This is a genomic window from Micromonospora antibiotica, assembly GCF_017599305.1.
GTDB classification, from domain to species: Bacteria; Actinomycetota; Actinomycetes; order Mycobacteriales; family Micromonosporaceae; genus Micromonospora; species Micromonospora antibiotica.
Window position 1 is genome coordinate 24,304 of sequence record NZ_JAGFWR010000023.1, and the last position, 26,703, is coordinate 51,006.

Consider the following 26,703-nt stretch of genomic DNA (forward strand, 5'->3'; position numbering starts at 1 on the left):
GCCACACCTCGGTACCCCCGGCCGTCGACGACATCGACGGCCTTCAGCTTACGCGAAAGGCCGCAATGCCGACCGGAGAGCAGGGCGTGCCCGAGGCGGTGGCCGGCTGACCGGGCGTCACTCACCAGCGCCAGCCGTCGCGCCCGTTGTCCGGCACGGACTCCACACTCAGGTGCGCGTTCAGGCCGTGGCCGGTCAGGTAGGTCTGGACGAGTTGGCCCTGCACGACCGTGTTGTTGTAGATGCTCATCGAGGTGCTGTCCTGGTGGACGCACCAGAGCTGTCCCTCGCTGTGCGGGTCGTAGTCGTCGAGCACGACGTGGGCGCCGGGCCGGGGCAGGCCCCCGTCGGGGGTGGACGTCAGGTACTCGTCGCCGTGGAGCAGATAGAAGCACCGGTCGGCACCGCGCTGCCCGGCCGGCACCGGCTGCCACTCCCTGGTACCGGTCGTGGTGGGCAGCAGTTGTACCGGTCGGCCCTCGACACCGTCCGGGCCGGCCACCCCCAGCTCGGCCTCCGTGCCGGCGGGGGCGGTGACGGGCAGGATGTCCCGCCGCAGTTCGAGGTCCGTCGATGAGGAGAAGAACCAGCGTTGGTACGGCGAGTCGGTGGCGTCCCGGGCGGCCAGCAGGAAGTCGCCCGGCAGCGCGGTGAGCGCCTGCCCGGTCAGGTAGTTGAGCAGGGTGTACGTGCCGTCGCCGTTGCTCACCGGCCGCCACAGCTGGGCCAGCGACGGTGACCAGCCCAGTGCGGCACGGGCGTCCGGGGCGGCGTCGGCCAGGCCCAGGTAGCGGTCGTCGGTCGAGTTGCCCTCCCGTACCCGTTGCAGGCGCAGGTGACCGGGGAACTCGTTGTCCCATTCCAGCCGCCACTGTTGCGCCCGCGACGGGTCGTACGCGGTGTCCACGACGAGCGGCCCGCCGTTGGGCTCGGCGTCGGCCACCCGGGTGGTGGCCGCGTTGCGCAGCAGGGCCCGGCCGGGCATCGTCGGCGTGGACAGCGGTGGCACCTCCGCGGCGGCGCGCAACTCGAAGCCGTAGGTCACCGGGTGGTGGTCGGAGTTGATGATCGTCGTCTCCGTGTGGGCCTGGAAGAGCCTCGGCGCACCGTTGCCGTAGGCGGTGACGGCGTAGTCCAGCGTGCGTACCGGCCCCAGGGTCGGGTGGGTGTTGCCGTCCGGGGCCATCACGCCGTACTGGTTGGCCGGTAGGGCGTTGCGCAGATCCTGGGGCTCACGGTTGAAGTCGCCGAGCACGATCCACTCGTACGGGCCGTTCGGGCCCGGATTGTTCTGGATGTACGTGCGGATGTTCGCCAGCGTGGTCGGGATGTCGTTGCCGGCGCCGTTGCCCGACCAGCCGTGCACGGTGAAGAAGAACGTCTCACCGATCCGCACGCCGAGCGCCGGCCGGGCACCCGCCTGCCCGGCGACCAGGGCGATCTGGTCGGCCCGCTGGGCGGTGGCGATGGCCAGGTTGACCCGGTTCGGGCCCTGCGTCGAGGTGTCCGTGTTCAACCAGTACAGGTGACGGGTGGGTTCACCGAGCAGGGTGCCCAGGTAGTACTCGTACACCGGAGGGAAGACACCGTTGTTCTGGAACACGTTCTGGGTGTACTGGCCCCGCTCGTGCGCGCTGCCGGCCGGTGGCGACCCGGCCTCCTGGAGCGCCACCGCCAGCGCCCCCGCGCTGAGGAAACCCGTCACGGTCGCGTACTTGTTCTCGTAGGTGCCGCCCGCGCTGGAACCCGCGCCCTGCATGTTCCAGGTCACGACCGTCCGGCGGTTGCCGTCGCGTGGTTCGAGTTGGCCGACGTCGCGCAGGAACAGCGACGGCCACCGTTCGCCGGTGCGTACCGCGACACCCTGGCCGGCGTAGTTCACGGTCTCCCGGCCGGACCAGTCCTTGATCGCCGCACCGCCCTGGCTCAGCGGGGTGAACGCGCGCGGATTCGCCTGGTCGGACCCGAACTGGTAGATCGCCTCCGCATCGGCGCCGTCGCTGGAGTACGGCTCGTAGGGCAGGTAGGGACCCCCGGCGACGGACTGTTTGATCATCGTGTTGCGGTGGAAGACGTTCTGCGGGCCGGACGCGCCGGACCACTTGATCGCCTTTGCCGCCGCCGCCCACCAGATCGGGAACCAGGTGCCGTCCTCCAGTTCGCCGCCCTCGCCGCCGCAGTTGGCGGTGCAACTGCCGGACCGGTGCTCGTACGGGACGCGGACGGTGTTGCCCTCGAACAGGTTGTAGCGTTCCCAGCCGCCGTGCAGGTTGAGGTCGGAATCCAGGTCGTTGCCGAACGCCACGTTGCCGCTGGCCGACCACTGGAACGTGAAGTGCCGCAGGTTCCGGCTGGTGTTGTAGGCCCAGAGCGAGTCCCAGACCCGGCTGCCGCGCAGGTAGCCGTTGCCGCCCTTGCCCTTGTTCCACGCCCCGTCGAACGTGTTGTGCTCGATCTGGAGGTTGCGGGCGACCTCGGTGACGATCGGGTGCGAGCCGGTCATCGACCCGGCCAACCCACGCGCCCAACTGTTCGCGGCCCACTTGAAGGCGATGCCGTGCATGGCGTACTCGGGGGCCAGGTTGCCGTAGTTGTGCACGGCGTCGGTCGGGCTCGGCTGGTAGACGCCACCGAGCAGCTTGGGCAGGCCGGACATCTCCTGGGAGAACGCGAAGTTCTCGAAGCCGACGCCCTCCACCGCACGCAGCGGGGTGATCTTGCTGGTGTAGACGTTGCCGGCGATCGGCGCGGAGCCGTCCGAGGTGGAGTCGACCGGCGCGTCGTACTCCAGCGGGCGGTCCAGGGTGACGGTCTTCGCCGACGTGTTCACGGCGGTCGCCCGGAACATCTGCTGGCGCATGTGCAGGTTCTCGCGGGTGCCCGGGTCGTCCGGCGCGAGCCCCTGCTGCTCGTAGAAGCGCAGGCTGTTGGCGACCCCGACCCAGACGTAGCCGCCGACCCGGAAGCCGTCCATCTTCGCCTTGACGTCGAGCCGGATCACGTTCTGCCCGGCGCGGGCCGAGAATCCCGGGTCGGTGGAGGCCGATCCCAGTTTCTGGCCGGAGGCCCAGTGCTGGTTGATCGAGCCCTCGAAAAGGTCCTTACGGTTGGCAGGGGCGGCGGACCACTCGTCGGCGTACCGTTCGGCGACCTCGCGGGTCTGCACCTTGAACAACGCCCGGCCCGGCCAGATCCAGCCCCCGGTGCCGGTGTCCGGTGCCGAGCCGAACGTCATGGTGTCCTGGTTCCACCGGCTGCCGTCGGCGGTCAGCGTGTCGTACCGGGTGTTGACGTCCGGCCGGAACACCACCCGGGTCCCGCCGCTGCCCGCGCCCTGGCCCCGCAGCACCAGGAAGTTCGCGTCGACGTAGATCTGCCGGGAGATGTCGATCCGCCCGGCCGGCAGCGCGATCAGCGAGAGCCGGCGGGCGTTGCCGGACGGCGAGCAGTTGGCCTTGATCCGGTCGATGGCCGACTGGAGGCCCACGCTGTCGTCCACCGAGTCGTCCGCGCGGACCCCGAACTCACCGGCCAGCCGGGCCGGGTCGATCGTGCAGGCGCCGCCGGCCAGATCTCCGTCGGTCGGCAACGACTGGCCGCCGAGATAGCCGACCCGGGACCAGTCGGGCATCCCGGCGACCCCGCCGATCCGGTTGCCGGCGGTCAGCTCGGCATCCCCCGCGACGCCCGCCACCAGCGACGCCGCCCCGCCTGTCGACGGCGGCACCCCCGCCGGCCGGGCCGCCGCCTGCGCCGACGACGGCGGGGGCACGGCGACCGTCGAGATGAGCAACAGCCCCAGCAGTACGCGGGCAGCGCGGACCATGAGCGTCTCCCTGTTCAGGGTGGATCAGTACCGGTAGTAGTGCGCGTCCTTACGGCCACCGGAGGCGGTCGTGCCCTCGGCGGCGATGCCGATCCCGGTGACGCCGTTGTAGAACGTCTCGTACTTCCGGTTCGGGCCGATCACCAGGAAGGTGTCGGTGCTGGTGTTGAAGTGCCCGACGACCGAGATCAGGGTGGCCTCGCTGCCGGTCGGCACCGGCCCCCACCAGCAGTCGGCCCCCGGGTCGAGGACCGGGCCCAGGGGCAGGGTCTGGTTGTTGAGCGCCAGGTACTCGAGGTGCACCCGGTAGTTGCCCCAGGGGCAGAGCTGCACCCACCCGTCGCGGATGGTGGAGGCCGAGGCGGGCGTCGTGGGCGCCACGACCAGCGCGACCGCGCCGATCGACGCGACGACCGTCGCCAACACCCGCCGGAGCTCGAAACGCTTCGATGTCATGCCAGGCAGAGTAGGTCGCCCCAGTGGACAGACAGTGAATCCCCGATTCAGTACGCCACACCACGCGGCCCGGCCGGCCACGTCAGTGCGGTGGTTACCTTTACCCAGCGAGGACGAAGGGCCGGGCCGCATCTGCGATCATGGCCTCGTGCAGCCCAACCTGGACCGAATCCCGGGGAAGCAGGACCACCTGGCGGCGGCGATCCTTACGCGCGCACCCCGTCGTCTGGATCAGGGATTCGTCGGCTCCCTTGATCCCGCTGTCGCGGTTGCCCTCGGACGTTACGGCATCCGTCTCGCCACGCTGGCGCTCCGGAAGAGGTCTCCCGAACTGCTCTGTCGCTCGGTGCTCGCCACCGGGCTCGCCGCATGTCTGGAGCCTGCCGACTTCCGGGACCTCATGGAGGGTCTGGCACTGCCGTGGTGCGTGGCGCAGCAGCTCGACGCATCCCCCGCAGCGGTGTTCACCGACGGGGCCGACAGTCTCCCGGATGGCCCGGTCGCCGAGCTCATCAGGACTTTCGGTGCCCGGACCGACATCACCCTGGAGGCGTTCGGCTGGGAGCTGGTCACCACACCGGACGGACCCGACTTCCGTCCGCAGCGGTGACCTCTCGGCTCGCTCACACCACCGGCAGACCCGGAGTTGCCATGCGACCGGAGCCCGCCGCCGAGTTGTCCGATGGCACTGCTGCCGGGGATCCCTATCCGAGACTGAGATCGTGCTGCTCCAGTGCGCTCTGAATGATCCTGAGCGCTTTCGGTCCCACCCCGTGCAGGACGACCAACGCGGCGCGCGGCACGCCCGCGAGGTCGCGCAACGTCGGGTAGCCCGCTTCGGTCAGCGCTCGGGTGGCTGGTGCACCGATCTTCGGCAGCGTGTCGAGGGCGGCACTCACATCGCCGACCCTACGCACCCACAGCCAACAACGCGACCGTGGCACGAGGCCCGACGGCCGCTGCTGTCGACAGCAATAGGGCCATCGCCACTCAGCGCTGGTCGGCAACCGACACTTGTTGTCCGAGGAACTCGCGGAGGAGTCCCCGAGACGTCTGGCAGCGAAGCCCCGGCTCGTAGGTTCCGCGCGCTCCGCTCAGATCACGTACTGCTCGAAACGAATCCCGTCGGGCAACTCCACCTCGGCGGTACTCAGCCGCGCCCGCCTTGTGTCGTCCACGACCTGCCCGCCACGGATGGTCCACCGGGTCAACTCCGTCGCCTACCCATCCACCACCCCCGTCCGCATCCGCGCGAGCCCCATCCCCGTAGCAAGCGGCATCTCCTGGCGCACCCCCCAGACAAACACCCAACACCGCCCCCTCTCGGAAGGACGCGGTTTCAGACCATCGACCGCTGCCAGCAGGTGGCGGCCAGCATCGACGAACAGGTCAGACCGTCATCAATTGCCTCCACTGTCGACCTGCGTCGACCTCACGCTGCCTTCTCACCGCCTCGCCGCTGCCCGACGTCTGGCTTACAAGTTTCGAGCCGCCACACCGGCGTTACCTATTCGTTACCTTCAAGGACAATGCAGCTCCAATTCGTACGGCATCATCATTCACATTAAGCGATCAAGAAGAGCGGGGATGGAAATGAATTACCGCAAGTCAGTTCAGGCTGCCTGCGCGGCCATGGTGATCACGACGACGGCCTTCGCCGGTGTAGTCGCGCCTGCGAGTGCGGCAGCAGTTCGGCGAGAGGTGTCGAATCGCGCCGACGGTAAATGCCTTGACGTTACGAGCGATGTCTCCACCAAAACCTGCACTGGCGCGAGCGGACAGAAGTGGACGATCAACCCGAACAGCTCGGGTGAGTCGACGTTTGTCAACTACCAAACCGGCCTGTGCCTGGACAGCAACTCGTCCGGGAGCGTATACGCGATTGCGTGCAACGGCGGCGCCTACCAACGCTGGTATCTCGGCGGAACGGGTGGCATGTTCATCCACAATGCCGCTACGGAGCGGTGCCTTGAAAGCGCCGCAGGAAACGTCACCACTGCTCGCTGCGACGGAAGCAAGAAGGGTCAGACGTGGCTGTTGTCCTGAACTGCGAACCGCAGCGGCGCGGACTGCACTACTAGCGATCCCACCTGCCCACGACCCGCCTTCCTGGGCGGAGACCACCGCCCGGTACGCCACGTCAAGCGGACTTTACGGCTCGCACGGATGCGCGCGTGCCGGGCGGTGGTCTACTCGGCCAGCCTGCGTCAATGGCGGGCGGGATGGCCGCGCACAACCACCCACGGACCCCGAGCCGCTGGCAGCACCCCGGCCATCCTGGATCCGGAGCGGCCCCCACCAGCGGTGCAGGAACCGCAACCCCGCGCAAGCCGCCAGTTCGCCGGCCAGCCAGCGTGCGCACTCCGACGAACTGTGGCGGCGCAACAAACAGGCCATCGAACGCCACCTCACCGCGCTGTGCCGCCGACGCGGCCTCCCCCGGTCCAGGTCGTCACCGCCTCCTACCGGGTGCACCGGCGCGGATATTCCACGGCAAGGTCTCCGGGATGCAACGCCGGAGCGCGGTGCACTTCCACGTTCTGCTGCGCCGCTACGACGTCGACCCGCACGACCGGCATGCCCTCGTCCCGCCGATCACCATCCACGATCCCCGGCGGACCTGCGCCACCCTCCTGGCCGACCTCGACGGGGCGTCATGCGGATCCCCCGGGACGCCCTCAAGCGCCTCGGCGCATCGCTCACCCCGTAGCCGGGCTGCTGTGCTTCGCTGCGGTACGACAGCAGAAAGGCCACCTCCCGAACTCGGGAAGCGGCCTCTGACCTGCGGAACTGAGAGTGGGCGATGCTGGTATCGAACCAGCGACCTCTTCGGTGTGAACGAAGCGCTCTCCCACTGAGCTAATCGCCCTCAGCGCCGTTGACTCTACCCGATCGTGGGGCGGAGCCAAAAACCCGGGGTGCCCGTTCAGGTCGTGGCGAGGTAGCGCAGCAGTTGGGCGACCAGGTCGATGCCGAGGCTGTACTTGAGCGAGAGCCAGAGCACCACGGCGACGAAGACCAGGCCGACGGAGCCGAGCAGGAACCGCACCGGCAGCGACCTGGTGGTGGCCCACCGGGTCCAGGCGTGGACGTGGCGGCGGGTGAAGCCGAGCAGTCGGCGGGCCCAGTGGAACTCGACGGCCCAGATGGCGAGGCCGGCGATGACGATCAGCCAGCCGGGGCCGGGCAGCGGGATGAGGGCGATGCCGACGGTCACCACGAGCGCCCCGGCGACGGCGATGAATATCTTGAGGGCGACCCGGCCGGTGGGGTTGGCCCGGATCAGCTCGAGGGTGGTGCGCAGCCGCCAGCGCCAGCCGGTGGGGCGGGCGGCCAGGGCGGTACGGCCCGACCGGCCCGCGCCGCCCCGGGCCCGTCCGTTGGCGGCCGGTCGGGACCGGCCTCGGGCGGCGCGGGAGGCGCCGGCGGTGCGCCCGGTGTCGGAGGTCGTCCGACCGTCTCGGTCCGATGGTGTGATCGGCACCCTGTCACCCCGCCTTTTGGCTGCTCGGGCCCCTACTTTCGGTGACTCGGCCGTACTCACCGCATCCACTGAGGAACGCTTCGTGGCCATTTCACCCCCCAGTGTCGTCCTGGACCGTCACTTGCGCAGACCACTGGACGTTACCGGAGTAAGTCGACGACTGAACCACCCGACTTCGGACGGGCTCCCGACTGGGCAGAACCGGAAATCCTACAAGAATTCTCACATTCTCACGGCGATTCGGACCCCCTTCCCACCACTGGGTGAAGTCAGCGTATGGCGGAGCGTAGCCAGCAGTAGCACCTGAGTATGGGAAAAGCGGGACACGCGCGTTCCGCAGCGGTGCCGGGGGGAGAACGTCCATGAGTGTCATCCGACCGACGACCGTAGAGGTCGAGACGTCACTAAGGCTCGTCGCGCCTGACGCCACCGCATTGCCGGTGCGTGCCAGCCTGCGTTACGACCCTGCTGATCCGTATGCGGTCCATGTCCTGTTCCACGCCGAATCGGCCGGGGGCGAGGCGGTGAGCTGGTCCTTCGCCCGCGAACTGCTGGTCACCGGCCTCGACGAGCCGGCCGGCATCGGCGACGTCCGGGTCTGGCCCTGGGCCACCCCGCGCGGCGACTTCGTCGCGCTGGCCCTGTCGTCGCCCGACGGTAACGCCCTGTTCGAGGTCCCGCGCAGTGTGCTGGTGCGCTTCCTGCGCCGGACCTACGTCGTCGTCCCGCGCGGCCGGGAGGCCGAGCACCTGGACGTCGACACGGCGGTGACCCGGCTGCTCGCCGGCCGCTGACCGACCCGTACCGGAGCCGCGCGGATCTGCCGAGTCCGCGCGGCTCCGGCCGTCCACTTCCAGTCCGCACCGCCGGTACGGACCGACCGTCGGGCACCCGGCGCGACCCAGCCCGCCGGCCCGACCGCCGGACCCCCAGGCCCGGCCGCCCACCGCCGGACCCCGGGCCCGGCCGGCCACCCGTCGGGTACGCCGGTCAGCCGTGGGTGGTGATGCCGCCGTCCACCGGGATCACCGCGCCGGTCAGGTACGCCCCGGCCCGCGACGACAGGTAGATCGCCGTGCCGGCCATGTCCTCGGGGCGGCCGATCCGACCGAGCGGCACCTGCTGGGCGATTGCCGCCCGCGACGCCGGGTCGTCCAGGGCGAAGGCCATCATCTTGCTGTCGAACGGGCCCGGGGCGATCGCGTTGACCGTGATCCGCTCGGCGGCGAGCTGGTGGGCCAGGCTGCGGGTGAGCATGTGCACGGCTGCTTTCGTCGCGGAGTAGGCGTACACCTCCATGGCCGGCACCCGGAGGCCGTCGATGGAGCCGATGTTGATCACGCGGGCCGGGTCGTCGTCGTCGGCTGCCGCGCGCAGCAGCGGCAGCAGTGCGGTGGTGAGCCGGAAAACCGCCTTCACGTTGACCGACCAGAGCTTGTCGAACGCGGCGTCCGGGTACGACTCCAGCGGCGCACCCCAGGTCGCGCCCGCGTTGTTGACCAGCACGTCGAGCCGGTCGTACCGTTCGCCGACGGCGGTGGCGAGGGCCTCGGCGCCCGCGTCGTCGCTGAGGTCGGCGGGGATCGCCTCGCAGCGCCCCTCGGCGGACAGTTCCTTGGCCACCGCCTCGCACACGTCTGCCTTGCGGGACGAGATGACCACGGTGGCCCCGGCCCGGACGAAGCCCCGGGCGATCATCAGCCCGATCCCCCGGGAGCCGCCGGTGACCAGGACCGTCTTGCCGTCGACCGAGAACAGATCCGTCATGAGCACCCCATCGCACGTCGCGGTCCTTACCGATCGGTAACGTAGCCCGGCCCCGGCGGGCGGACAACCCCGCGACGGTCGACGGGCCACCCGGAGCGCGACCGGGTCCCGTCGCCGGGATGCGACCCCGGCCGTCCCCGGTTACGGTCGAAGACGATGGTCCCTTCCGGTCAGCTCCCCCCGGCAACCCGTCCCGACCTGCCCAGCCCCGAGATCGACATCCTGGAGCTGGGCGACCTCACCCCCGGCGCCGGCCAACCCCGGCCGGTCCTGCTCGACGACGATCTGCTCATCCTGGTCACCGGTGGGCACGGCATCGTCGAGCTGGACTTCCACGCGCTGCCCTGCCGGCCCGGCACCCTGCTGCGGGCCACGCCCGGCCAGGTGTTGCGCTGTCCCGCGCGGCTCGACGCGATCGTGCTGCGCTGGCACGCCGACGCCCTGCACGGGCTGGACGTCGACCCCGCCGCGGTGCCGCACCACCACCAGCTGACCGGTGAGGACGAGGACGCCGTCATCAACGAGGTCTCCCAACTCGTGGTGGACCACCGGCGGCACCGGGACGACCCGGCCGTCCGCGCCCTGCTCCGGCACCAGCTCGCCGTCCTGCTCATCCGGCTGGCCCTGCTGCCCGGTGCCCGCGACTCCGAACGGGCACCCGACGACACCGATCCGCAGCGGACCGAGGCGGCCACGTTCCGCCGGTTCTGCCGGGAGGTGGAGGCGGGTTACCCGTACACCCGCCGGGTGGAGGACTATGCGGCCCGCCTGGGCTGCTCGGTGCGTACCCTGACCAGGGCCTGTCTGGCGGTGACCGGGCGCAGCGCCAAGCAGGTGGTCGACGAGCGGGTCGCGCTCCAGGCCCGCCGGCTGCTCGCCGCCACCGACGAACCGGTGGCCCGGATCGGTCGCCAGCTCGGCTTCCCCGAGCCAACGAACTTCGGCCGGTTCTTCACCCGGGAGGTGGGGGTGAGCCCGGGTGCGTTCCGGGCCGCCCGGGGGCGGTCACCGCAGCGGATCGTCGCGCCACGTCGACCCGGCGACCCCTGCACCCCCGCCGGACGGGCATGATGGCAGGGTGCAGATCTCCGCGCGCGGCGACTATGCGGTTCGAGCGGCCCTGAGCCTGGCCACCGCCTACCCCTCCCTGCTCTCCACCCAGGCGATCGCCAGCGAGCAGGACATGCCGCGCAAGTTTCTCGAAGCGGTCCTGGCCGACCTGCGTCGGGCCGGCGTGGTCCGCGCGCAGCGCGGCGCCGAGGGCGGTTACACCCTGGCCCGACCGCCGCGCGAGGTCACCGTCGGGGCGATCCTGCGCGCCGTCGAGGGCCCGTTGGCCGGGGTACGCGGGCTGCGCCCCGAGGAGACCAGGTACGAGGGCTCGGCGGAGAACCTTCCCCGGCTCTGGGTGGCCGTCCGCGCCGCCGTCCGACAGGTGCTCGACGAGGTGAGCCTCGCCGAGGTGGTCAGCGGCCGGCTCCCGACGCACGTGCGGAGGCTGACAACCCTGCCCGACGCGTGGGAGCCGCGCTGAGTCACCGCGTCCGTCCAGCTCGGACCGGAGCAGGTTTCGGATTTGGTGGATGCGGGCATCTACCGGGTCGAGACGGCAACGACGACAGGGAACGCGAAGGGAGCGCCACGATGGGCCTGATGTTCCGTAAGCGCAAGAAGTACGGGCCGATCATCCTGAACTTCACCGAGAACGGCTTCTCGTCGTGGAGCATCAAGATCGGCCGCTGGTCCTGGAACTCCAAGGCCAAGGCGCACCGCGTCGACCTGCCGGGGCCGCTGTCCTGGAAGCAGGACAAATCCCGGGCGTGACGTCCTTCGTCGAACGGGGCACCGGTGGTTCACCGGTGCCCCGTTCGACGTCTGTACCCCGCTGCGGCACCGGTCGGGTTCCGGATTCGCCGGGCCGGCCCCGTCCCCACGGCGCAGAATCGCCGCATGGCACGCGACGACGGGAGCTACGCGCGGGCACGCCGGCACACCCTGGCGGCCTGCGCCCTGCTGTTGGTCAGCTACTTCCTGATCCCGTTGGAGCCTGATCCGAACGGCCTGCGGCTGACCCTGCGCGCGGTGGGCACCCTGCTGCTGATCGCCGTGGTCACCTTTCTGGTGACCCGCCAGGTGGGTCGTCAGCTCGGTGCCGCTGCCCCGGTCGGCGAGGACGAGGTCCGGTCGCTGAGCCGCCTGGTGGTGGCGCTGGTCGCCGGGCTGCTCGCCTTCGCGGTGGCCGACTACGTCGTGGCGGGCAGCGGGCCGGACCAGTTCTCCGGGCTGCACACCCGGCTGGACGCGCTCTACTTCGCCCTGACCACCCTCACCACCGTCGGCTACGGCGACGTACACGCCCAGGGGCAGCTCGCCAAGGCGATCGTCTGCGTGCAGATGGTGTTCAGCATCGGGGTGATCGCCACCGGGGCGTCCATCGTGGTCAGGCAGTTGACCGGGCGGCCGGGGCGGGGACCGCGCTGATCAGCACGTCCCCGCCGAGCCGCCCGTGCTCCGGGTCCCGGCTGACCGCACCGGTGTCGAGCAGCTCGGTGAGCGCGCGCCCGGCGTCCACCGCCCGGTACGCCGTCGCGGTCAGCGCGTGCCGCCGCAGCTCGGTCACCGTACGCGGACCGTGCCGGGTCAACTCGGCGAGCAGTTCGCCGCACAACGGACCGGCCGCCGGTGGCCCGGCGACGTCGAGCAGCCCGCCGGCCGGGTCGCGGTAGCGGATCGCAGCGCCCCCGCCGGTCACCATGGACCCGTCGGCGGCCATGGACCCGTCGCCCGCACCGGGCCCGTCGGTGACCCTGGACCCGTCGCCCGCACCGGGCCCGTGGGTGGCCCTGGACCCGTCGGCGGCACCGGACCCGTCGGCGGCCCAGAGGGCGTCCTTGAACGCCTCCAGGCTCTTGTCCAGCCCGGTGCCGAAGGCCACCCGGCGGGCCGGTGACCCGTCGACGGGCACCAGCTCGACCTCGGCGACCAGCGGAAACCCGGCGGCGGTCAGAGCCGGCCGCAGGGCGGTGGTCGTGGCGGCGGTGAGCAGCACCTCGGCCGGTCGGCCGGTGGTCGTGGCGGCCAGCAGCGCCCGGTCCGGCGGCACGCCGTCGACCAGGGTGAGCAGCGGTGCGCCCGCCGCGCCGGCCGCCTTGAGTGCCACCGGCAGCCGGGCCGGGTCGCCGGGCACCACGTGCACAGCCACGTCACCGGGCAGGCCGGCCTCGACGACGCCGAGCCGGGCGGGCAGTTCGGGGCCGCCGTCGGCGAGCACCAGCACGGTGAGACGCCGGCCCCGGAGCCGGTCCGCGTGGCCGGCCACCACCCGCAGGGCCGCCTCGGCGCTGCCGGGGTCACCGGCGTACGCCAGCGCGAGGGTGGCCCGCCGGGAGCGGTGCAGCGCCCCCGGCAGCCAGTGGTCGAGCTGGCGGACGAGCAGCTCCCGCAGGACGGCGTCGATCGACATGCTGTCGTTCTACCCTACGGCCGTTCAGACCGGGACGGAGATCCCCACCCCGCCCCGGGTCTGGCCGCCGTAGCGGGCCCGTTCGCGGTCGAGGTCGAGCCGGCCGATCCGCTTGCGGGCGGCGAGGGTGTCCTCGTCGAGCTGGTCGGCCGGGACGATCCAGACGATCTCGAACTCCAACCCGTCGGGGTCGCGGCCGTAGAGGCTCTTGGTGGTGCCGTGGTCGGAGGTGCCGACCAGGGCGTCGGCGGCGGCCAGCCGCTGTGCGGTCGCGGCCAGCTCGTCGAGGGTGTCCAGCTCCCAGGCCAGGTGGTAGAGGCCGACGGTGGCCCGGCCGGCCTGCGAGCGGCCGGCGTTCGCGCCGATCTCGAACAGGCCGAGGTCGTGGTCGTTGGTCGAGTCGGGGGCCTGGAGGAAGGCCGCGCCCCGGAACCCGTCCGGGGTCATCGGCACCGGGCGGAAGCCCAGCACGTCGCGGTAGAAGTCGATGCTGCGACGCAGGTCGGAGACGTAGAGCACGGCGTGGTTGAGGCGGTGGATTCCCATGCCACCCACGGTAGCTCGTTTTGGTTGAGCGTTCAACTATTACGGCTATGATGACGGTCATGACCCGCTGGCTGGACCACGACGAGCAGCAGACCTGGCGTGCCTTCCTGACCGCCTCCCGGGCGCTGAGCGACACCCTCGACCGCGAGCTGCAACGCGACGCCGGGATGCCGCACGCCTACTACGAGATCCTGGTCCGGCTCTCCGAGGTGCCCGACCGACGGCTGCGGATGAGCGAGCTGGCCGACCTCACCGGCTCGTCACGCAGCCGACTCTCGCACGCCGTCGCCCGGTTGGAGACCGCCGGCTGGGTCCGCCGCGACGAGTGCCCCACCGACCGGCGCGGCCAGATCGCCGTCCTCACCGACGACGGTTTCGCGGCCCTCGCCGCCGCCGCGCCCGGCCACGTCGAAGGGGTACGCCGGCACCTGTTCGACGCGCTCAGCCCCGCCCAGGTGGACCAGCTGCGCCGGATCAGCGAGACGTTGGTCGCCCACCTGACCGGTTCTTGACCAAGTTGCCGACCGGCAAGGGTTGTACTAACGGTTGCCGGCCAAGCACGATGGGGCGTGTCTTCCGGCTTCGGTGAACTGACCCTCCAGGCGCAGCACCTGGTGTCCGCCGGCGACCTGGCCGGCGCCCAGCGTCTGCTGGCCGACGCGCTGACCGACGCGGACCCCCGCCCCGACCACGCCTCACCCGAGCTGGCCGAGGCCGCCGGCCTCCAGGCCCGGCTACTGGTCACCCTCGGCGAACCACACTCGGCACGCGGCTGGGCCGCCTTCGCGTACGCGGCGTCGAGCCGGTTGTACGGCATCTCCGACCAGCGGACCATCTCCACGGCGGCCACCCTGGCGGCGGTGCTGCACCGGGTCGGCAGCGACGCCCGCGCCGCCCGGCTCTATTCCGAGGTGATCCTGGAGCTGACCGCCTGGGACGGCCCCGAGTCGCTGCGGGTGCTCGCCGCGCACGCCGACCTGGCCACCGTCGAGTACGCCCGGGGCCAGTGCGCCCAGGCCCGCGAACGCCTCCAGGACGCATGGGAGCTGCACCGCGAGGTCTACGGCGACGGGCACGCCAGCGGGATCAAGATGCTCGCCCGGCTCGGTGCGATGCAACGCGACTGCGGCCGTTTCGACGAGGCGCACGACAACCTCGCTCTCGCCCGCGAGCTGGCCCGCCAGCACCTGGCCGCCGACGACCCGCTGGCCCGGCAGGTCGCCGCGCTGGCCCGGGCGGCTGCCGACCCGGATCACGTCTGCGACGACGAGCCCACCCCGGAACGCGACGCGCCGGTGGTGCCGGCCGCCCGTACCCCACCACCCGCCGAAGGGCCGCCCGACCTGTCGGCCTGGTCGGCCGGGGTGGTGCCCGCTGACGAGGCGTACCCGCCGACGGTGCCCGGCCAGCGGCTACCCCCCGACGACACCGGCTACCCACAGGGCACCGGGCGGCCCACCGCTTTCGGTCACCCGGCGGGCTTCGACCCCCCCGACCAGCCGACCGGCGCCGGCTACCCCACCCGTGACGGCACCGGACACCCCGGCGGCACCGGCTATCCGGCCACGTCGGACCATCAGGCGGCATCGGGTTATCCGACGACGCCCGGCTATCCAGCGGCATCCGGCCACCCCTCGACACCTGACTATCCGGCGGCACCCGGCTATCCGGCGGCACCCGGCTATCCGGCGGCATCGGACCATCAGGCGGCGTCGGGCTATCCGACGACGTCTGACTATCCGGCGGCACCCGACTATCCGGCGGCATCGGAAACCTCGGCCGGGTCGGGCTATTCGGCGACGTCGGACCATTCGGCTGACTCTGGCTATTCGGCCAGATCAGGGTGGGGTGGGGACGACGGTCACTGGCCGCCCGAGTCGGCCAGCACGACGGCCAGGTCCGGGGCGACCGGCGACCGGCGGGAATCCCCCTACGCCCCGCCGCCGGGCCACCCCGGGCAGGAGGCCGCCGGGGTGCGCCGGGTGGTGCCGGCGGAGCCGCCGGTGGACCCGTCCCGGCTGCTGCCCGTGCTGGTGCCGCGCCGGCACGCCCCGCCCCCACGCCGCCCGGGTGCCGTACCGCTGGTGGCGGTCGGGGTCGCGGTGGTGCTGCTGGGCGCGGTCGCGGTGATCGCCGGGGTGTCCCAGGTGGGCAGTTCCGACGACCCGCCGCCCGTCGCACCGAGCGGGGCAACGCCGACCGCCGCGACGCCGAACGCCGTCCCACCCGCCTCGCCGGGGACCCCACCAGGCAAGGTGACGCTGCGCGACCGACCCGACGGCATCACCCTGACCTGGACGTACCCGGCCGGGAGCGAGGGGCCGGTGATCCTCTCCGCCGCGAAGGCCGGGCAGGATCCCCGCCCGTTCCAGACCCTCCCGCCCGGCACCGACAACTTCGTCGTACACGGCCTGGACCGCACCACCAACTACTGCTTCACCGTCGCCGTGGTCTGGTCCACCGACGTCGTGGCCCGCGCCAAACGCATCTGCACCACCCGCCGCTAACCCCTCCCCCCTCCCCCCTCGCCCCCGCCCCCGCCCTCGCCGGAGTTGATCAAGAGCTTTACGTCACCCAACCCTCGATCTTTGACGCAAACCTCTTGATCACCCAGGCACTCGGTTGGACGCGGCGGTGATCAAGAGGTTTGCGTCACCCACAACGAAAATCGTGACGCAAACCTCTTGATCAACTCGGGTGGGGGGGGTGGGGGGTGGGGGTGGGTTAGTCGGGGTCTGGGAGGACCGGGAGGTGGAGCCGGACTGTCAGGCCGGGTTTCGCGTCGGTGAGGTCGACCGTGCCGCCACCCCGGCGGACCAGTTCCCGGACGATGGCCAGGCCGAGCCCGGCGCCGCCCGCGTCCCGGGCCCGGCCCTCGTCCAGCCGGGTGAACCGGCGGAACACCCGGTCCCGGTCCGCCACCGGGATGCCCGGCCCGTCGTCGGTCACCGTCACCAGGTGGTACGCCCCATCCGTCGTCGACTCGACGGCCAGCACGACCCGGGTACGCGCGTGCCGGACGGCGTTGTCGACCAGGTTGCCCAGCACCCGGCGCAGTTCGTCGGGGACGCCAACCGTCCATGCCGGCCCCGACGCCGCAGCGACGAGCACGACCGGCGGCCCGGACGGATCCCCGACACCCGGCGGGACGGTCGCGCTGCCCCCACCCGACAGCACCGATGCGCTGCCCCCACCCGACGGAACAGGCGGAACGCCGACACCAGGCGGAGCAGACGGATCGCCCCCACCCGACGGAACAGGCGGAACGCCGACACCAGCCGGGACGCACCGGCTGACCACATCCGACGGGACAGACGAAGCGCCGGCCCCGGGTGGGGTGGACGGGTCGTCCCCGTCCGGTGGCTCCGTCGCGGGGACGGGCGGTGGGCCCGGCCAGCGGGCGGCGACCTCGGCGAGCAACCCGCCCAGCTCCACCGGCCCCGCCTCGCGGGCGTGACCGGCCCCCGGTGTCGGCTGCTCGTCGAGTCGGGCCAGCAGCAGCAGGTCGTCGACGAGCCGACCCAGCCGTTCGGTGTCGGCGAGCAGGTCGGTGGCGACGACCGGCCAGTCGGTGCGGTCGCCGAGGCGCTGGGCCACCTCCAGCTCGGTACGCATGTTCGTCAGCGGGCTGCGCAGCTCGTGTGCCGCGTCGGCGAGGAACGACCGTTGCCGGGCGCGGGCCGCCTCCAGCCGGTCCAGCATGTCGTTGAGGGTGACCGCCAGCCGGTGGATCTCGTCCTGTGAGGCGGGCACCGGCAGCCGGTCGGCCGCGTCCCGGCCGGTGATCTCGGCTGCCCCGCTGCGCAGCGCCTCGACCGGCCGCAGGGTCGCCCCGACCACCCGCCAGGCGACCACCGCGAGCAGCCCCACCAGCAGCGGGAAGGCGACCAGCAGCACGGTCCGGGCGGCCTGGGTGGCGTGTCGGATGTCGACGGTGGAGCGGCCCACCAGGACGGTCAACGGTTCCCCCGCGGACTGGGCGGGCACCGCCACCACCCGTACCGGCCCCTCCCAGCCGAGCCGTTGGCCGGGCACCACGGTGCGTTGCCGGCCGGTGCCGGTGAGCTGGTCGGGGCGGACCATCGGCACCAGCCGGTCGGCGTCGATGGAGGCGGCCCGGATCCGCCCGGCGGAGTCGACCACCTGTACCCGGAGCTGCCCGCCGGCCACCGGCAGCGGGTCGGGCAGGGCGTTCTCGCCGGCCAGCCGGGCGACCGCGTCGGCGGTGCGGAACGCCTCCTCGTCGACGGTGCGTTGCAGCGTCCAGCCGAGCGCGACCAGCAGCACCACCCCGCCGAGGGCCAGCCCCACGGAGAGGCCGGCCACGCCGAGCACCATCAGTCGGGCGCGCAGGCCGAGCACCGGCCAGCGGGGGCGTCTCACGAGGTCAACCGGTAGCCGGCACCCCGGACGGTCTCCAACCGGTCCCGGCCGATCTTGCGGCGGAGGTAGCCGACGTACACCTCGACCGCGTTCGGGGCGGTACGCAGACTGGCGTCCCAGACGTGGTCGAGCAGTTCGGTCTTGGAGATCACCTCGCCGGGGCGGCGGATCAGGTACTCCAGCAGTGCGAACTCCCGGGCGGTGAGCACCACCTCGGTGTCGGCGCGGGTGACCCGGCGGCGGGCCGGGTCCAGTCTCAGGTCCCCGACGGCGAGGACGGTCGGCCGTTCCGGGGCACCCCGGCGCAGTAGCGCCCGCAGCCGGGCCACCAGCACCACGTACGAGAAGGGTTTGGTCAGGTAGTCGTCGGCCCCGCAGTCCAACCCGTCGGCCTGGTCGTACTCGCCGTCCTTGGCGGAGAGCATCAGCACCGGCAGCCAACACTCGTCGGCGCGCAACCGGCGGACCACCTCGTAGCCGGACAGGCCGGGGAGCATCACGTCGAGGATCATCGCGTCGTATCCGCCGTGCCGGGCGGCGTCCAGCCCGGCCGGCCCGGTGCCCGCCGTGTCCACCACGAACCCCTCGGCGGTCAGGCCGCGCTGCAACGCCGCCGCCAGCCGCGTCTCGTCCTCCACCACCAGCACCCGCATCATCCCAGCGTGCCACCCCGACGCGACCGACCGGAACGCCGTCCTCAGCCGGCTCACAGCACCCGACGGGCAGGATGGTCCCAGGAGGTGCCCCATGTCCGTACTGAAGAACCGTTCCACCCTGCGGTGGCTGGTGCCACTGGCCGCCGCGGTCACCGTCGTGGGCGGAGGTGCCGCGATCGGCACGTTCGCCGCGAACGCCGAACCCGCGCTGCCGCCGCGCAGCGCCGCCCAGTTGCTCGTCGACCTGCAGACCGCCCGGTTGGACGGGCTCTCCGGCACGGTGGTGCAGCGCGCCGATCTCGGGCTGCCGAAACTGGTCGGCCTGGCCGGTGGGGATGCCGCGCTGCTCAGCGGCACGCACACCCTGCGGGTCTGGTATTCGGGTCCGGACCGGCAGCGGGTCGCGTTGCTCGACACCCTCGGTGAGCGGGACGTCATCCGTTCCGGCCGGGACGTGTGGACCTGGGACAGCAAGGCCAACACCGCGACCCACCGGACCCTGCCGGAGTCGACCGGGCGGGCGGCGGAGGGCGCGTTGCCGGTCACCCCGAAGGAGGCCGCCGAGCGGGCGCTGGCCGCCGTCGACCCGAGCACGCTGGTCACCACCGGCCGGTCGGCCACCGTCGCCGGTCGGGACGCGTACGAGCTGGTGCTGACCCCGCGTGACGAGGCGTCCCTGGTGCACCAGGTGCGGATCGCCATCGACGCGACCGAGCACGTGCCGCTGCGGTTCGAGGTGCTCGCCAACGGTGCCGACCAGCCGGCCTTCGAGATGGCCTTCACCCAGGTCGACTACCGCCGGCCGGACGCCGACCAGTTCACCTTCAACCCGCCGCCCGGGGTGAAGGTGACCGAGGCGACCGGCGACCTCCCGGGTGCGGAGGCCGGGTCGAAGGACGGAGCCGGGTCGAAGGACAGGGCCGGGTCGAAGGCCGACGCACACCGGAAGGCCGGGGCCGCGGCGAAGCCCGGGGCGGGCGACGACGCCGGTCTGCGTACGGTCGGGACCGGCTGGACCACCGTGCTGGTGGCGCGGACGGACGCGGCGGACGCGGCGCGCACCCCGGTCGGTGGCGCGGCGAAGCCGGGACCGGCCGACGGACCCGGCGCGGCGCAGGCCCTCGACATGCTCAACGGGTTGCCGAAGGTCAGCGGGGACTGGGGCAGCGGCCGGCTGTTCGCCGGGAAGCTGTTCAGCGTGCTACTCACCGACGACGGGCGGGTGCTCGCCGGGGCGGTGACCCCGGAGCGGCTGTACCAGGCCGCGCGGGGCTGAATCCCGCACGCTACGACCCTCGGGGGTCCGGGCCGGCGCGAGCCGGTACGGGCCCCCGTCGGCGTGTGCCGGTACGGGCCCCCGTCGGCGTGTCCGACCCCGGCAGCGCCGACCTCGCCTGCCGGGAGGGTGGCAACACACCGGGTGGGACGCCCTGCGGTGTGCCACGGGAGGGTGGCGTCGGCCGGGGCAGGGTGAAGGCTTGGTGGAGTGCCGACGCAGGCGGTATCTTGAACAGTTCCCGAAATGCAAAAAGGAATGGCACAAAGCCATTCCAGAAGCGATTTTAATCGACGAGGAGACGGCTTGTCAACGCACCCGGACGAGCTGCGGCAACCCGACGACGAGATCGGCCGCGAGCAGGAGTACGTCTCGATGCTCTACGGCCGGCTGGACGACCTGCGTGAGCAGGCCACCCGACGGCTCACCGACGAGCTGCGCACCGGCGGCGGCACCCTGCAGGACCGCTCACAACGCGACAGCGCCGTACGGATGTACGCCGACCAGGTCGAGCAGTTCTCGGCGGTCGAACAGGGGCTGGCCTTCGGTCGGCTCGACGGTGCCGACGGCAGCCGGCACTACGTCGGCCGGATCGGTATCTTCGACACCGACGGCGACTACGAACCGCTGCTGATGGACTGGCGCGCTCCCGCCGCCCGGCCGTTCTATCTCGCCACTGCCGCCAACCCGCAGGGTGTCCGGTTGCGGCGGCACCTGCGTACCCGGGAACGGAAGGTCACCGGCCTCAACGACGAGGTGCTCGACATCGAGACCGCCTCCCCCACCGGGCACGAGGAGCTGACCGGTGAGGCGTCCCTGCTCGCCGCGCTCAACGCCGGCCGGACCGGTCGGATGCGGGACATCGTCGAGACCATCCAGGTCGAGCAGGACCGCATCATCCGGGCCGACCTGCCCGGGGTGCTGGTCGTGCAGGGCGGCCCCGGCACCGGCAAGACGGCCGTCGCGCTGCACCGCGCCGCGTACCTGCTCTACACCCACCGCCAGCAGCTCTCCACCCGGGGCGTGCTGCTGGTCGGGCCGAACGCCACCTTCCTGCGCTACATCTCCCAGGTGCTGCCGGCCCTGGCCGAGACGGGGGTACTGCTCAGCACCCCCGGCGACCTCTTCCCCGGGGTCAGCGCCCGCCGCGCCGAACCGGCCCGCACCGCCGCACTCAAGGGTCGGTCGGTGCTGGCCGAGGTGCTCGCCGCCGCCGTCCGGGACCGGCAGTGGGTGCCCGACGCGCCGCTGGAGATCGAGTTGCCCCAGCGGGAGGTGCTGCGGCTGGACCCGGAGACGGTACGCCTGGCCCGCGACCGGGTCCGGCGCACCGACCGCCCGCACAACCTGGCCCGCGCCCTGTTCGACATCGAGGTCGTACACGCCCTCGCCGAGCAGGTCGCCGAGCGGATCGGGGCCGATCCGCTCGGCGGGGACAACCTGCTGGAGGAGGCGGACCGCGCCGAGATCCGCCGGGAACTGCGCGAGGAACCGGAGGTCACCGCCGCGCTGGACCAGCTCTGGCCGGTGCTCACCCCGCAGCGGCTGCTCGCCGACCTGTACGCCTCGCCGGAGCGGATCGCCGCCGCCGCGCCGATGCTCACCGACGACGAACGTGCCCTGCTGCACCGGCCGGCGGGCGACGGCTGGACGCCGGCCGACGTGCCGCTGCTGGACGAGGCCGCCGAACTGCTCGGCGAGGACGAGCGGGCCGCAGCCGCCCGCCGGGAACGCATCCGCTCCTTCCAACGCGAGTACGCCGAGGGTGTGCTGGAGATCGCCCGGGGCTCCCGCTCGATCGACGTGGAGGACGAGGCCGAAGGCGGTGAGATCCTCGGTGTCACCGACCTGATCGACGCCGACCGGCTGCTGGAACGGCAGGAGGAGACCGACCGGCTGACCACCGCGCAGCGGGCCGCCGCCGACCGGAGCTGGGCGTTCGGGCACATCATCGTGGACGAGGCGCAGGAGTTGACCCCGATGGCCTGGCGGCTGCTGATGCGCCGCTGTCCGAGCCGGTCGATGACGATCGTGGGGGACGTGGCGCAGACCGGTGCGCTGGCCGGCACCCCGTCCTGGGCCGAGGCGTTGGAACCGTACGTGGCGCGGCGCTGGCGGCTGGAGGAGCTGACCGTCAGCTACCGCACCCCGGCGGAGGTCATGGCGGTCGCCGCCGAGGTGCTCGCCGGGATCGACCCGCAGCTGCGCCCACCCCGCTCGGTACGCCACAGCGGGGTGCCGCCGTGGGACCGGACCGTCGAGCCGGACCGGCTCGGCGTGGAACTGGTCGAGGCGGCCCGTCGGGAGGCCGCCGGGCTGGACGGTGGCGGTACGGATGCCCGCCCGGGTGACCGGGAGGGGCGGCTCGGGGTGATCGTGCCGGTCGGGCGGGCCGACGAGCTGGCGGGTGTACTGCTGGCCGCGCTGCCCGAGGCGGCGGTCGGCGAGCAGCCCGAGCTGGAGAGCCGGGTGGTGCTGCTCACCGTCGGCCAGGCCAAGGGGTTGGAGTTCGATTCGGTGCTGGTGGTCGACCCGGACGGGATCGTCGCCGAGTCCCCCCGGGGTCGCAACGACCTCTATGTCGCACTGACCCGCGCCACCCAACGCCTGGGGGTGCTCCGCCCGACCCCTTGACCCCCACCCTTCGAAGCGGGCCACCGCGTTCACCGGGCGACCACCGTGGGGGCGCCCGACCCCTACGCCCACCCCGACGCACCGGGCCCGTGATCGGCAAGATCGTGCTGCAACATGGATGTAGTGGCCTCCCGGCGAGAGGAGGCCACTACATCCATGTTCGAGCGTGATCATGGGGCGGGTGCCCCTCCAGCAGCGCGGTCAGTCGTCGGAGAAGTCGCCGATCTCGACGGCGCTGGCCGACTGGTCACTGACGGGGCCGCCGGTCGGGGTGCTCAGCCCGCCGGTGGTGGCGTCGCCGGTGGTCGTCGGTGCGACCGTGCCCGGGTGTCGTCCGGGCTGCCGGGCCACCCGCCGCACACTGGCCGGGCCGGCGGTGCCGCCGGTGGTGGTCACCGCCCCCTGGCCCCGGGTCGGGCCACCGTCGCGCAATACCTCCGGGTCGATCGGCACGTCGGCCACGTCGTCCGGGTCGTCCTCCTGGAGGGCTCTGGTCACGTCGACCCGGGGCACGGTCACCTCGTCGAGCGCCCCGGGGCCGTACACCCCGGCGGTGAGCCGCTCCTCGGCCTTACGGGTGGAGTTCCGCATCACGTCGTCGTCGCGCACGTCCATCACCTCGCAGAGTCTCGGCGGAACCCGCTGCGTGCCCGTGGCCCGCACGACCAAACACCGCATCCAGCCCCGGGGACCAGGCCGGGAGCAGGCGGTCGAGACAGCGACCGCACCCCGTCCCACCCTCGCCCTCGCCCTCGCCCTCGCCCTCGAGCGGACCGCACCCGCCCGACCACGCACAGGTCCCACCCCGCGACCCCGGACGGGCCGCACCCGCCCCGACCACGCATAAGCCGCACCCCGCGGCCCGGACGGACCGCACCCGCCCGACCACGCATAAGCCGCACCCCGCCCCGACCACGCACAGGCCGCACCCCGCTTCGGCCCGGGCGGACCGGAGCTGGGTCGGCGCGGCGTCGCCGCGTACCACGGTCGGGGCACCGGAGGGCGGGCCCGGCGGCGGAATTTCGGCCGGAAGCCGGTGTTACCTGCTCGCCGTCGGGGGGTAGACCCAGGGTGCCCCCGCCACAGCAGGCGAACCGTGCCGTGGCCGACCGCGGTAGCGGGGTGAGGGAGCGCAGGTACTCATCAAATCCTGAGGAGGACCAGATGAGCACGCAGGCTGCATCCACCAGGCCCATGAACCGGCCGATGGACACCGCCCAGCGCAACGCCATGATGAACGAGCAGACCCGGCAGATGCCGATGATGCACGACGGGCACCGGGAAGCGATGCCGTCTCCGGGTACGGAGACCAAGCAGTCGTTCCTGACGACCGAGTTCTGGGTGTACGCCGCCGCAGTCGCGGTCGTGGTGATCTCCGCCTTCTGGCGTGGTACCGCCACGAACGGCCTGAACATCAACAACCCGACGCAGGCGTGGTGGTTCCTGACCGCCCTGACCGGCGCCTACCTGGTGAGCCGGGGCCTGGCGAAGGCGGGTTCGGCGCGGCGTTCCGGCGCGGAGCGCAAGGGTCGTCGCTGACCGTAGCTGACCCGAGCAGCACGAGCTGCGCGGGACGATGGCCCCCGGGACTACTCCCGGGGGCCATCGCTGCTCTGGGGACCGCCGAGCACGGTCCGGCCGTCCCGAAATGTCACACTGGGACCGCCGAGCACGGTCCGACCGTCCTGAAATGTCACACTGGGACCGCCGAGCACGGTCCGACCGTCCTGAAATGTCACACTGGGACCGCCGAGCAGGGTCCGGCCGTCCCGGTATGTCCACACCGGACCGGGGACCCGCCCGGCGACGGCCCGTCCGCCGGACGTGACCTCAGTTCACTCGTCGCCGCCGAAGTCGCCGCCATCGTCGTCGCCCTCGAAGGCGTCCTCGATCAGTTCACCGGCGACCAGGCCACCGGCGACACCGAGCGCCGCACCGGCCACCACGCCACCCATCCCCGGGCCCCGGCCGTGGTGGCCGTGGCCGTGGCCGTGCATCGGGTAGCCGTGGGTGGGGGCACCGTATCCGGAGGAGGCGCGCAGGTTGCCGTACGTGGAGGTGGTCTCGCGCAGCCAGCCGTCGACGACCTGGACCCAGTCGACCCGGTCGACGTCGGTGTGGGAGACGGTGTAGCGGCCGAACACGTCGTGCCCGGAGCTGAGGAAACCACCCCGCTTGTCGCACTCCAGCACCACCTCGACCCCGTGCGGGCCGGTTACGAAGGTCAGCTCCAGCTCGGTGATGGCCTGCGCGTACTGGGGTGCGGCGAAGAACTCGATCTCCTGGTAGAACGGCAACGTCTGCTGGGAGCCCCGGATGTGGCCCCGCTCCAGGTCGGCGTGCTTGAACCGGAAACCGAGCTGCTGGAACGCGCCGAGGATGTGCTCGTGCACCGGCAGCGGGTGCACGTTGACCTGGTCGAGGTCGCTCTTGTCGACCGCGCGGGCGATCGCCAGCTCGGTACGCAGCCCCATGGTCATGCCGTGCAGGCGCTGACCGTAGACGTCGGTGATCGGGGTCTCCCACGGCACCGGCAGCTGGAACGGGATGGCGAGCTGCTGCTTCGGCGCGAGCTGGAGGGGGCCGCTGACCACCATCCGGTGGAACTCCATGACGCCTGCGTACTCGCTGTCGCCGCCCTCGATCTCGACCCGGGTGACCAGGCCGATGACGACCTGCTCGATGTTGGCGGGGGCGTCCCCGCCGACCAGGTTCACGTTGCCGTCGAGGGTCAGGCCGGGCCGGGTGTTCGGGTTGGCCAGGACGGTGTCGACGCTGGGCCCACCGACCCCGAACGCGCTCAGCATCTTTTTGAAGACCATCGGAACTCCCGCTTCACGGTCGGCGCGTACTCCACCGTGGAGCACGCACGGTTACCCGCCGCACCCTAATTGCCAGGACTGTGAAGTGCCTGAAAGGACGCACCGGGGCGGACCAGCAGCACCAGCATCACGCAGGCCGCCACGAAGAAGACCGCCATGGCCGCCGCCATCGGCAGCAGGCTCGCGTACCCGAGGAGGCCGGTGAGGGGTGTGACCAGCGCGCCCGCGAGGAAACCCAGACCACCCTGGAGCGCGGCGGTGGTGCCGGCGGAACGCCGGCCGGCCTCCTGCGTCAGGGCGGTGCTGGCCGGCAGGGTCAGACCCATGCCGGCGACCACCACGGCGAGCAGCGTCCACGGCACGGCCAGCGGCCACCCGGCCTCCCGGTCGACCAGGGCGACGACGAGCAGCACGAGGGTGGCCACGGTGGACGCGGCGAGCCCGGCGGCCCGCAACCGGCCGGCTCCGACCCGCCTGACCAGCACCCGGAACAGCAGCCCGGCGGCGGCCATGCCGGCGGCGTTGGTGGCGAAGATGAGGGTGTATCGGGACTCGTCCACCCGGTAGGCGGTCTGGAAGACGAACGCCGAGCCGCCGATGTAGGTGAAGAACCCGGCGATGGCCAGGCAGAGCACGATCAGGTTGGTGAGCACCGTCCGGTCGCGCAGCAGGCCGGCCATCCGCGCCAGCGCCGGGCGTGGGCCGCCGTCGTGCCGGCGGTGCGCGGGCAGCGTCTCCGGCAGGCCGACCAGCGCGGCCACCGCCATCGCCGCCCCCAGCCCGGTGAGGGCGACGAAGACGGTACGCCAGGTGCCGTGGTCGAGGATCACCCCGCCGACGGCCGGTGCCAGCACCGGGCCGAGGAACGTCACCGAGGCGATGCTGCCGAACCGGGCGGCGGCCTGGTCGCCCTGCCACGCGTCGGTCACCATCGCCCGGCCGAGCGCCACCCCGGTGCCGGCGGCGATCCCCTGCCCGAGCCGGGCGAGCACCAGCACCCCGGCGGTCGGGGCGGCGGCGCAGAGCAGTGACAGCAGCACGAAACTCACGGTGCTCACCAGGACGATGCCGCGCCGGCCCCGTACGTCGCTGACCGGGCCGAGCAGGAGCTGACCGGCGGCCACACCGATGATGAACGCGGTCAGGGTCAGCTGCGCCATGGTGGCGCTGGTGTCCAGGGAGCGCCGCAGTTCGGGTAGGGCGGCGATGTACGCGTCGGTGGCGAACGGCCCGACCCCGGTCAGCAGCACCAGCGCGATCATGGAGGGCTTGCCCGCCGCCCGGTCGGGCCGGTACGACGTGGACGGTGTCTCGACCCGCGGAGGTGTCACCCATGGACCGTAGACGAGCCACAGGTGGAGTGCCGGTGGACCGTACGGGTCGGGCTTCG

The 26,703-nt window shown here is 72.2% G+C and carries 24 protein-coding genes, 1 tRNA gene and 1 pseudogene; 12 read left to right on the top strand and 14 right to left on the bottom strand.

All coding sequences use genetic code 11. The features are described 5' to 3' along the window. Nucleotides 1-121: 121 nt before the first annotated feature. Both JQN83_RS26410 and JQN83_RS26415 read right to left on the bottom strand, forming a co-directional pair. Nucleotides 122-3,826, bottom strand: a complete 3,705-nt coding sequence (locus JQN83_RS26410) for a hypothetical protein (protein ID WP_208569865.1) — start codon at nucleotides 3,824-3,826, stop codon at nucleotides 122-124. A gap of 24 nt (nucleotides 3,827-3,850) precedes the next feature. After that, on the bottom strand, nucleotides 3,851-4,282 hold the full coding sequence (locus JQN83_RS26415) for a hypothetical protein (RefSeq protein ID WP_208569866.1): 432 nt from the start codon (nucleotides 4,280-4,282) through the stop codon (nucleotides 3,851-3,853). A gap of 148 nt (nucleotides 4,283-4,430) precedes the next feature. Between JQN83_RS26415 and JQN83_RS26420 the strand changes: the two genes are divergently transcribed. After that, the gene (locus JQN83_RS26420; protein WP_208569867.1) at nucleotides 4,431-4,892 is read left to right on the top strand and encodes a hypothetical protein; all 462 of its coding nucleotides are present in this window, start codon (nucleotides 4,431-4,433) and stop codon (nucleotides 4,890-4,892) included. A gap of 94 nt (nucleotides 4,893-4,986) precedes the next feature. Here JQN83_RS26420 and JQN83_RS26425 read toward each other — a convergent pair whose 3' ends face one another. Together JQN83_RS26425 and JQN83_RS26430 are read right to left on the bottom strand one after the other, a co-directional pair. Next, nucleotides 4,987-5,181: a helix-hairpin-helix domain-containing protein gene (locus JQN83_RS26425; protein WP_208569868.1), complete on the bottom strand. Its 195-nt coding sequence runs from the start codon at nucleotides 5,179-5,181 to the stop codon at nucleotides 4,987-4,989. A 198-nt stretch (nucleotides 5,182-5,379) separates the two neighbouring features. Further along, nucleotides 5,380-5,493 (bottom strand): annotated as a pseudogene (locus JQN83_RS26430) (NUDIX hydrolase); the annotation flags it as partial. Nucleotides 5,494-5,869: 376 nt separating this feature from the next. Here JQN83_RS26430 and JQN83_RS26435 point away from each other — a divergent pair. Beyond that, nucleotides 5,870-6,328, top strand: coding sequence for an RICIN domain-containing protein (locus JQN83_RS26435; RefSeq protein ID WP_208569869.1), 459 nt, complete (start codon nucleotides 5,870-5,872; stop codon nucleotides 6,326-6,328). Nucleotides 6,329-7,079: 751 nt separating this feature from the next. On the opposite strand, the gene JQN83_RS26440 is transcribed toward JQN83_RS26435, so the two are convergent. Both JQN83_RS26440 and JQN83_RS26445 read right to left on the bottom strand, forming a co-directional pair. Further along, a tRNA-Val gene (locus JQN83_RS26440) sits at nucleotides 7,080-7,151 on the bottom strand. Nucleotides 7,152-7,208: 57 nt separating this feature from the next. Further along, complete coding sequence (locus tag JQN83_RS26445) at nucleotides 7,209-7,835, bottom strand: TIGR02611 family protein (protein ID WP_372444140.1); 627 nt, start codon at nucleotides 7,833-7,835, stop codon at nucleotides 7,209-7,211. Between the two features lie 293 nt (nucleotides 7,836-8,128). Here JQN83_RS26445 and JQN83_RS26450 point away from each other — a divergent pair, with 293 nt between their 5' ends. After that, complete coding sequence (locus tag JQN83_RS26450) at nucleotides 8,129-8,560, top strand: SsgA family sporulation/cell division regulator (protein ID WP_053653619.1); 432 nt, start codon at nucleotides 8,129-8,131, stop codon at nucleotides 8,558-8,560. Between the two features lie 196 nt (nucleotides 8,561-8,756). Here the strand turns inward: JQN83_RS26450 and JQN83_RS26455 are convergent, their stop codons facing one another. Next, the gene (locus JQN83_RS26455) at nucleotides 8,757-9,533 is read right to left on the bottom strand and encodes a glucose 1-dehydrogenase (protein WP_208569871.1); all 777 of its coding nucleotides are present in this window, start codon (nucleotides 9,531-9,533) and stop codon (nucleotides 8,757-8,759) included. A gap of 156 nt (nucleotides 9,534-9,689) precedes the next feature. Between JQN83_RS26455 and JQN83_RS26460 the strand changes: the two genes are divergently transcribed. From JQN83_RS26460 to JQN83_RS26475, 4 genes are all read left to right on the top strand, one after another. Further along, complete coding sequence (locus JQN83_RS26460; protein WP_208569872.1) at nucleotides 9,690-10,604, top strand: helix-turn-helix domain-containing protein; 915 nt, start codon at nucleotides 9,690-9,692, stop codon at nucleotides 10,602-10,604. A 7-nt stretch (nucleotides 10,605-10,611) separates the two neighbouring features. Then, on the top strand, nucleotides 10,612-11,067 hold the full coding sequence (locus JQN83_RS26465; protein WP_208569873.1) for an RrF2 family transcriptional regulator: 456 nt from the start codon (nucleotides 10,612-10,614) through the stop codon (nucleotides 11,065-11,067). A 110-nt stretch (nucleotides 11,068-11,177) separates the two neighbouring features. Then, on the top strand, nucleotides 11,178-11,357 hold the full coding sequence (locus JQN83_RS26470) for a DUF4236 domain-containing protein (protein WP_208569874.1): 180 nt from the start codon (nucleotides 11,178-11,180) through the stop codon (nucleotides 11,355-11,357). A 126-nt stretch (nucleotides 11,358-11,483) separates the two neighbouring features. Continuing rightward, the gene (locus JQN83_RS26475) at nucleotides 11,484-12,014 is read left to right on the top strand and encodes a potassium channel family protein (protein WP_208569875.1); all 531 of its coding nucleotides are present in this window, start codon (nucleotides 11,484-11,486) and stop codon (nucleotides 12,012-12,014) included. On the opposite strand, the gene JQN83_RS33450 is transcribed toward JQN83_RS26475, so the two are convergent. Together JQN83_RS33450 and JQN83_RS26485 are read right to left on the bottom strand one after the other, a co-directional pair. After that, nucleotides 11,974-12,996 (bottom strand): hypothetical protein, encoded by a 1,023-nt coding sequence (locus JQN83_RS33450; RefSeq protein WP_244253272.1) that lies wholly within the window; start codon nucleotides 12,994-12,996, stop codon nucleotides 11,974-11,976. The two genes, JQN83_RS26475 and JQN83_RS33450, sit on opposite strands and share 41 nt — an antisense overlap. 24 nt (nucleotides 12,997-13,020) lie before the next feature. Next, nucleotides 13,021-13,542 (bottom strand): VOC family protein, encoded by a 522-nt coding sequence (locus tag JQN83_RS26485; protein WP_208569876.1) that lies wholly within the window; start codon nucleotides 13,540-13,542, stop codon nucleotides 13,021-13,023. Between the two features lie 50 nt (nucleotides 13,543-13,592). Between JQN83_RS26485 and JQN83_RS26490 the strand changes: the two genes are divergently transcribed. Together JQN83_RS26490 and JQN83_RS26495 are read left to right on the top strand one after the other, a co-directional pair. Beyond that, nucleotides 13,593-14,054: a MarR family winged helix-turn-helix transcriptional regulator gene (locus JQN83_RS26490; RefSeq protein ID WP_208569877.1), complete on the top strand. Its 462-nt coding sequence runs from the start codon at nucleotides 13,593-13,595 to the stop codon at nucleotides 14,052-14,054. 57 nt (nucleotides 14,055-14,111) lie between these two features. Next, nucleotides 14,112-16,049, top strand: a complete 1,938-nt coding sequence (locus tag JQN83_RS26495; RefSeq protein ID WP_208569878.1) for a tetratricopeptide repeat protein — start codon at nucleotides 14,112-14,114, stop codon at nucleotides 16,047-16,049. Between the two features lie 217 nt (nucleotides 16,050-16,266). Here JQN83_RS26495 and JQN83_RS33455 read toward each other — a convergent pair whose 3' ends face one another. Further along, nucleotides 16,267-17,880, bottom strand: a complete 1,614-nt coding sequence (locus JQN83_RS33455) for an ATP-binding protein (protein ID WP_244253288.1) — start codon at nucleotides 17,878-17,880, stop codon at nucleotides 16,267-16,269. 41 nt (nucleotides 17,881-17,921) lie between these two features. After that, nucleotides 17,922-18,578: a response regulator transcription factor gene (locus JQN83_RS26510; RefSeq protein ID WP_208569879.1), complete on the bottom strand. Its 657-nt coding sequence runs from the start codon at nucleotides 18,576-18,578 to the stop codon at nucleotides 17,922-17,924. A 94-nt stretch (nucleotides 18,579-18,672) separates the two neighbouring features. Here JQN83_RS26510 and JQN83_RS26515 point away from each other — a divergent pair, with 94 nt between their 5' ends. Beyond that, on the top strand, nucleotides 18,673-19,857 hold the full coding sequence (locus JQN83_RS26515; protein ID WP_208569880.1) for a LolA family protein: 1,185 nt from the start codon (nucleotides 18,673-18,675) through the stop codon (nucleotides 19,855-19,857). 306 nt (nucleotides 19,858-20,163) lie between these two features. Continuing rightward, nucleotides 20,164-22,491: a HelD family protein gene (locus JQN83_RS26520; RefSeq protein ID WP_504739807.1), complete on the top strand. Its 2,328-nt coding sequence runs from the start codon at nucleotides 20,164-20,166 to the stop codon at nucleotides 22,489-22,491. A gap of 201 nt (nucleotides 22,492-22,692) precedes the next feature. Here JQN83_RS26520 and JQN83_RS26525 read toward each other — a convergent pair whose 3' ends face one another. Continuing rightward, nucleotides 22,693-23,100 (bottom strand): hypothetical protein, encoded by a 408-nt coding sequence (locus tag JQN83_RS26525; RefSeq protein WP_372444141.1) that lies wholly within the window; start codon nucleotides 23,098-23,100, stop codon nucleotides 22,693-22,695. Nucleotides 23,101-23,745: 645 nt separating this feature from the next. Here JQN83_RS26525 and JQN83_RS26530 point away from each other — a divergent pair. After that, on the top strand, nucleotides 23,746-24,030 hold the full coding sequence (locus JQN83_RS26530) for a hypothetical protein (protein WP_208569925.1): 285 nt from the start codon (nucleotides 23,746-23,748) through the stop codon (nucleotides 24,028-24,030). A gap of 296 nt (nucleotides 24,031-24,326) precedes the next feature. Here JQN83_RS26530 and JQN83_RS26535 read toward each other — a convergent pair whose 3' ends face one another. Beyond that, complete coding sequence (locus tag JQN83_RS26535) at nucleotides 24,327-25,313, bottom strand: sporulation protein (protein WP_208569881.1); 987 nt, start codon at nucleotides 25,311-25,313, stop codon at nucleotides 24,327-24,329. A 65-nt stretch (nucleotides 25,314-25,378) separates the two neighbouring features. Continuing rightward, the gene (locus tag JQN83_RS26540) at nucleotides 25,379-26,644 is read right to left on the bottom strand and encodes a multidrug effflux MFS transporter (protein ID WP_208569882.1); all 1,266 of its coding nucleotides are present in this window, start codon (nucleotides 26,642-26,644) and stop codon (nucleotides 25,379-25,381) included. Nucleotides 26,645-26,703 lie beyond the last annotated feature (59 nt).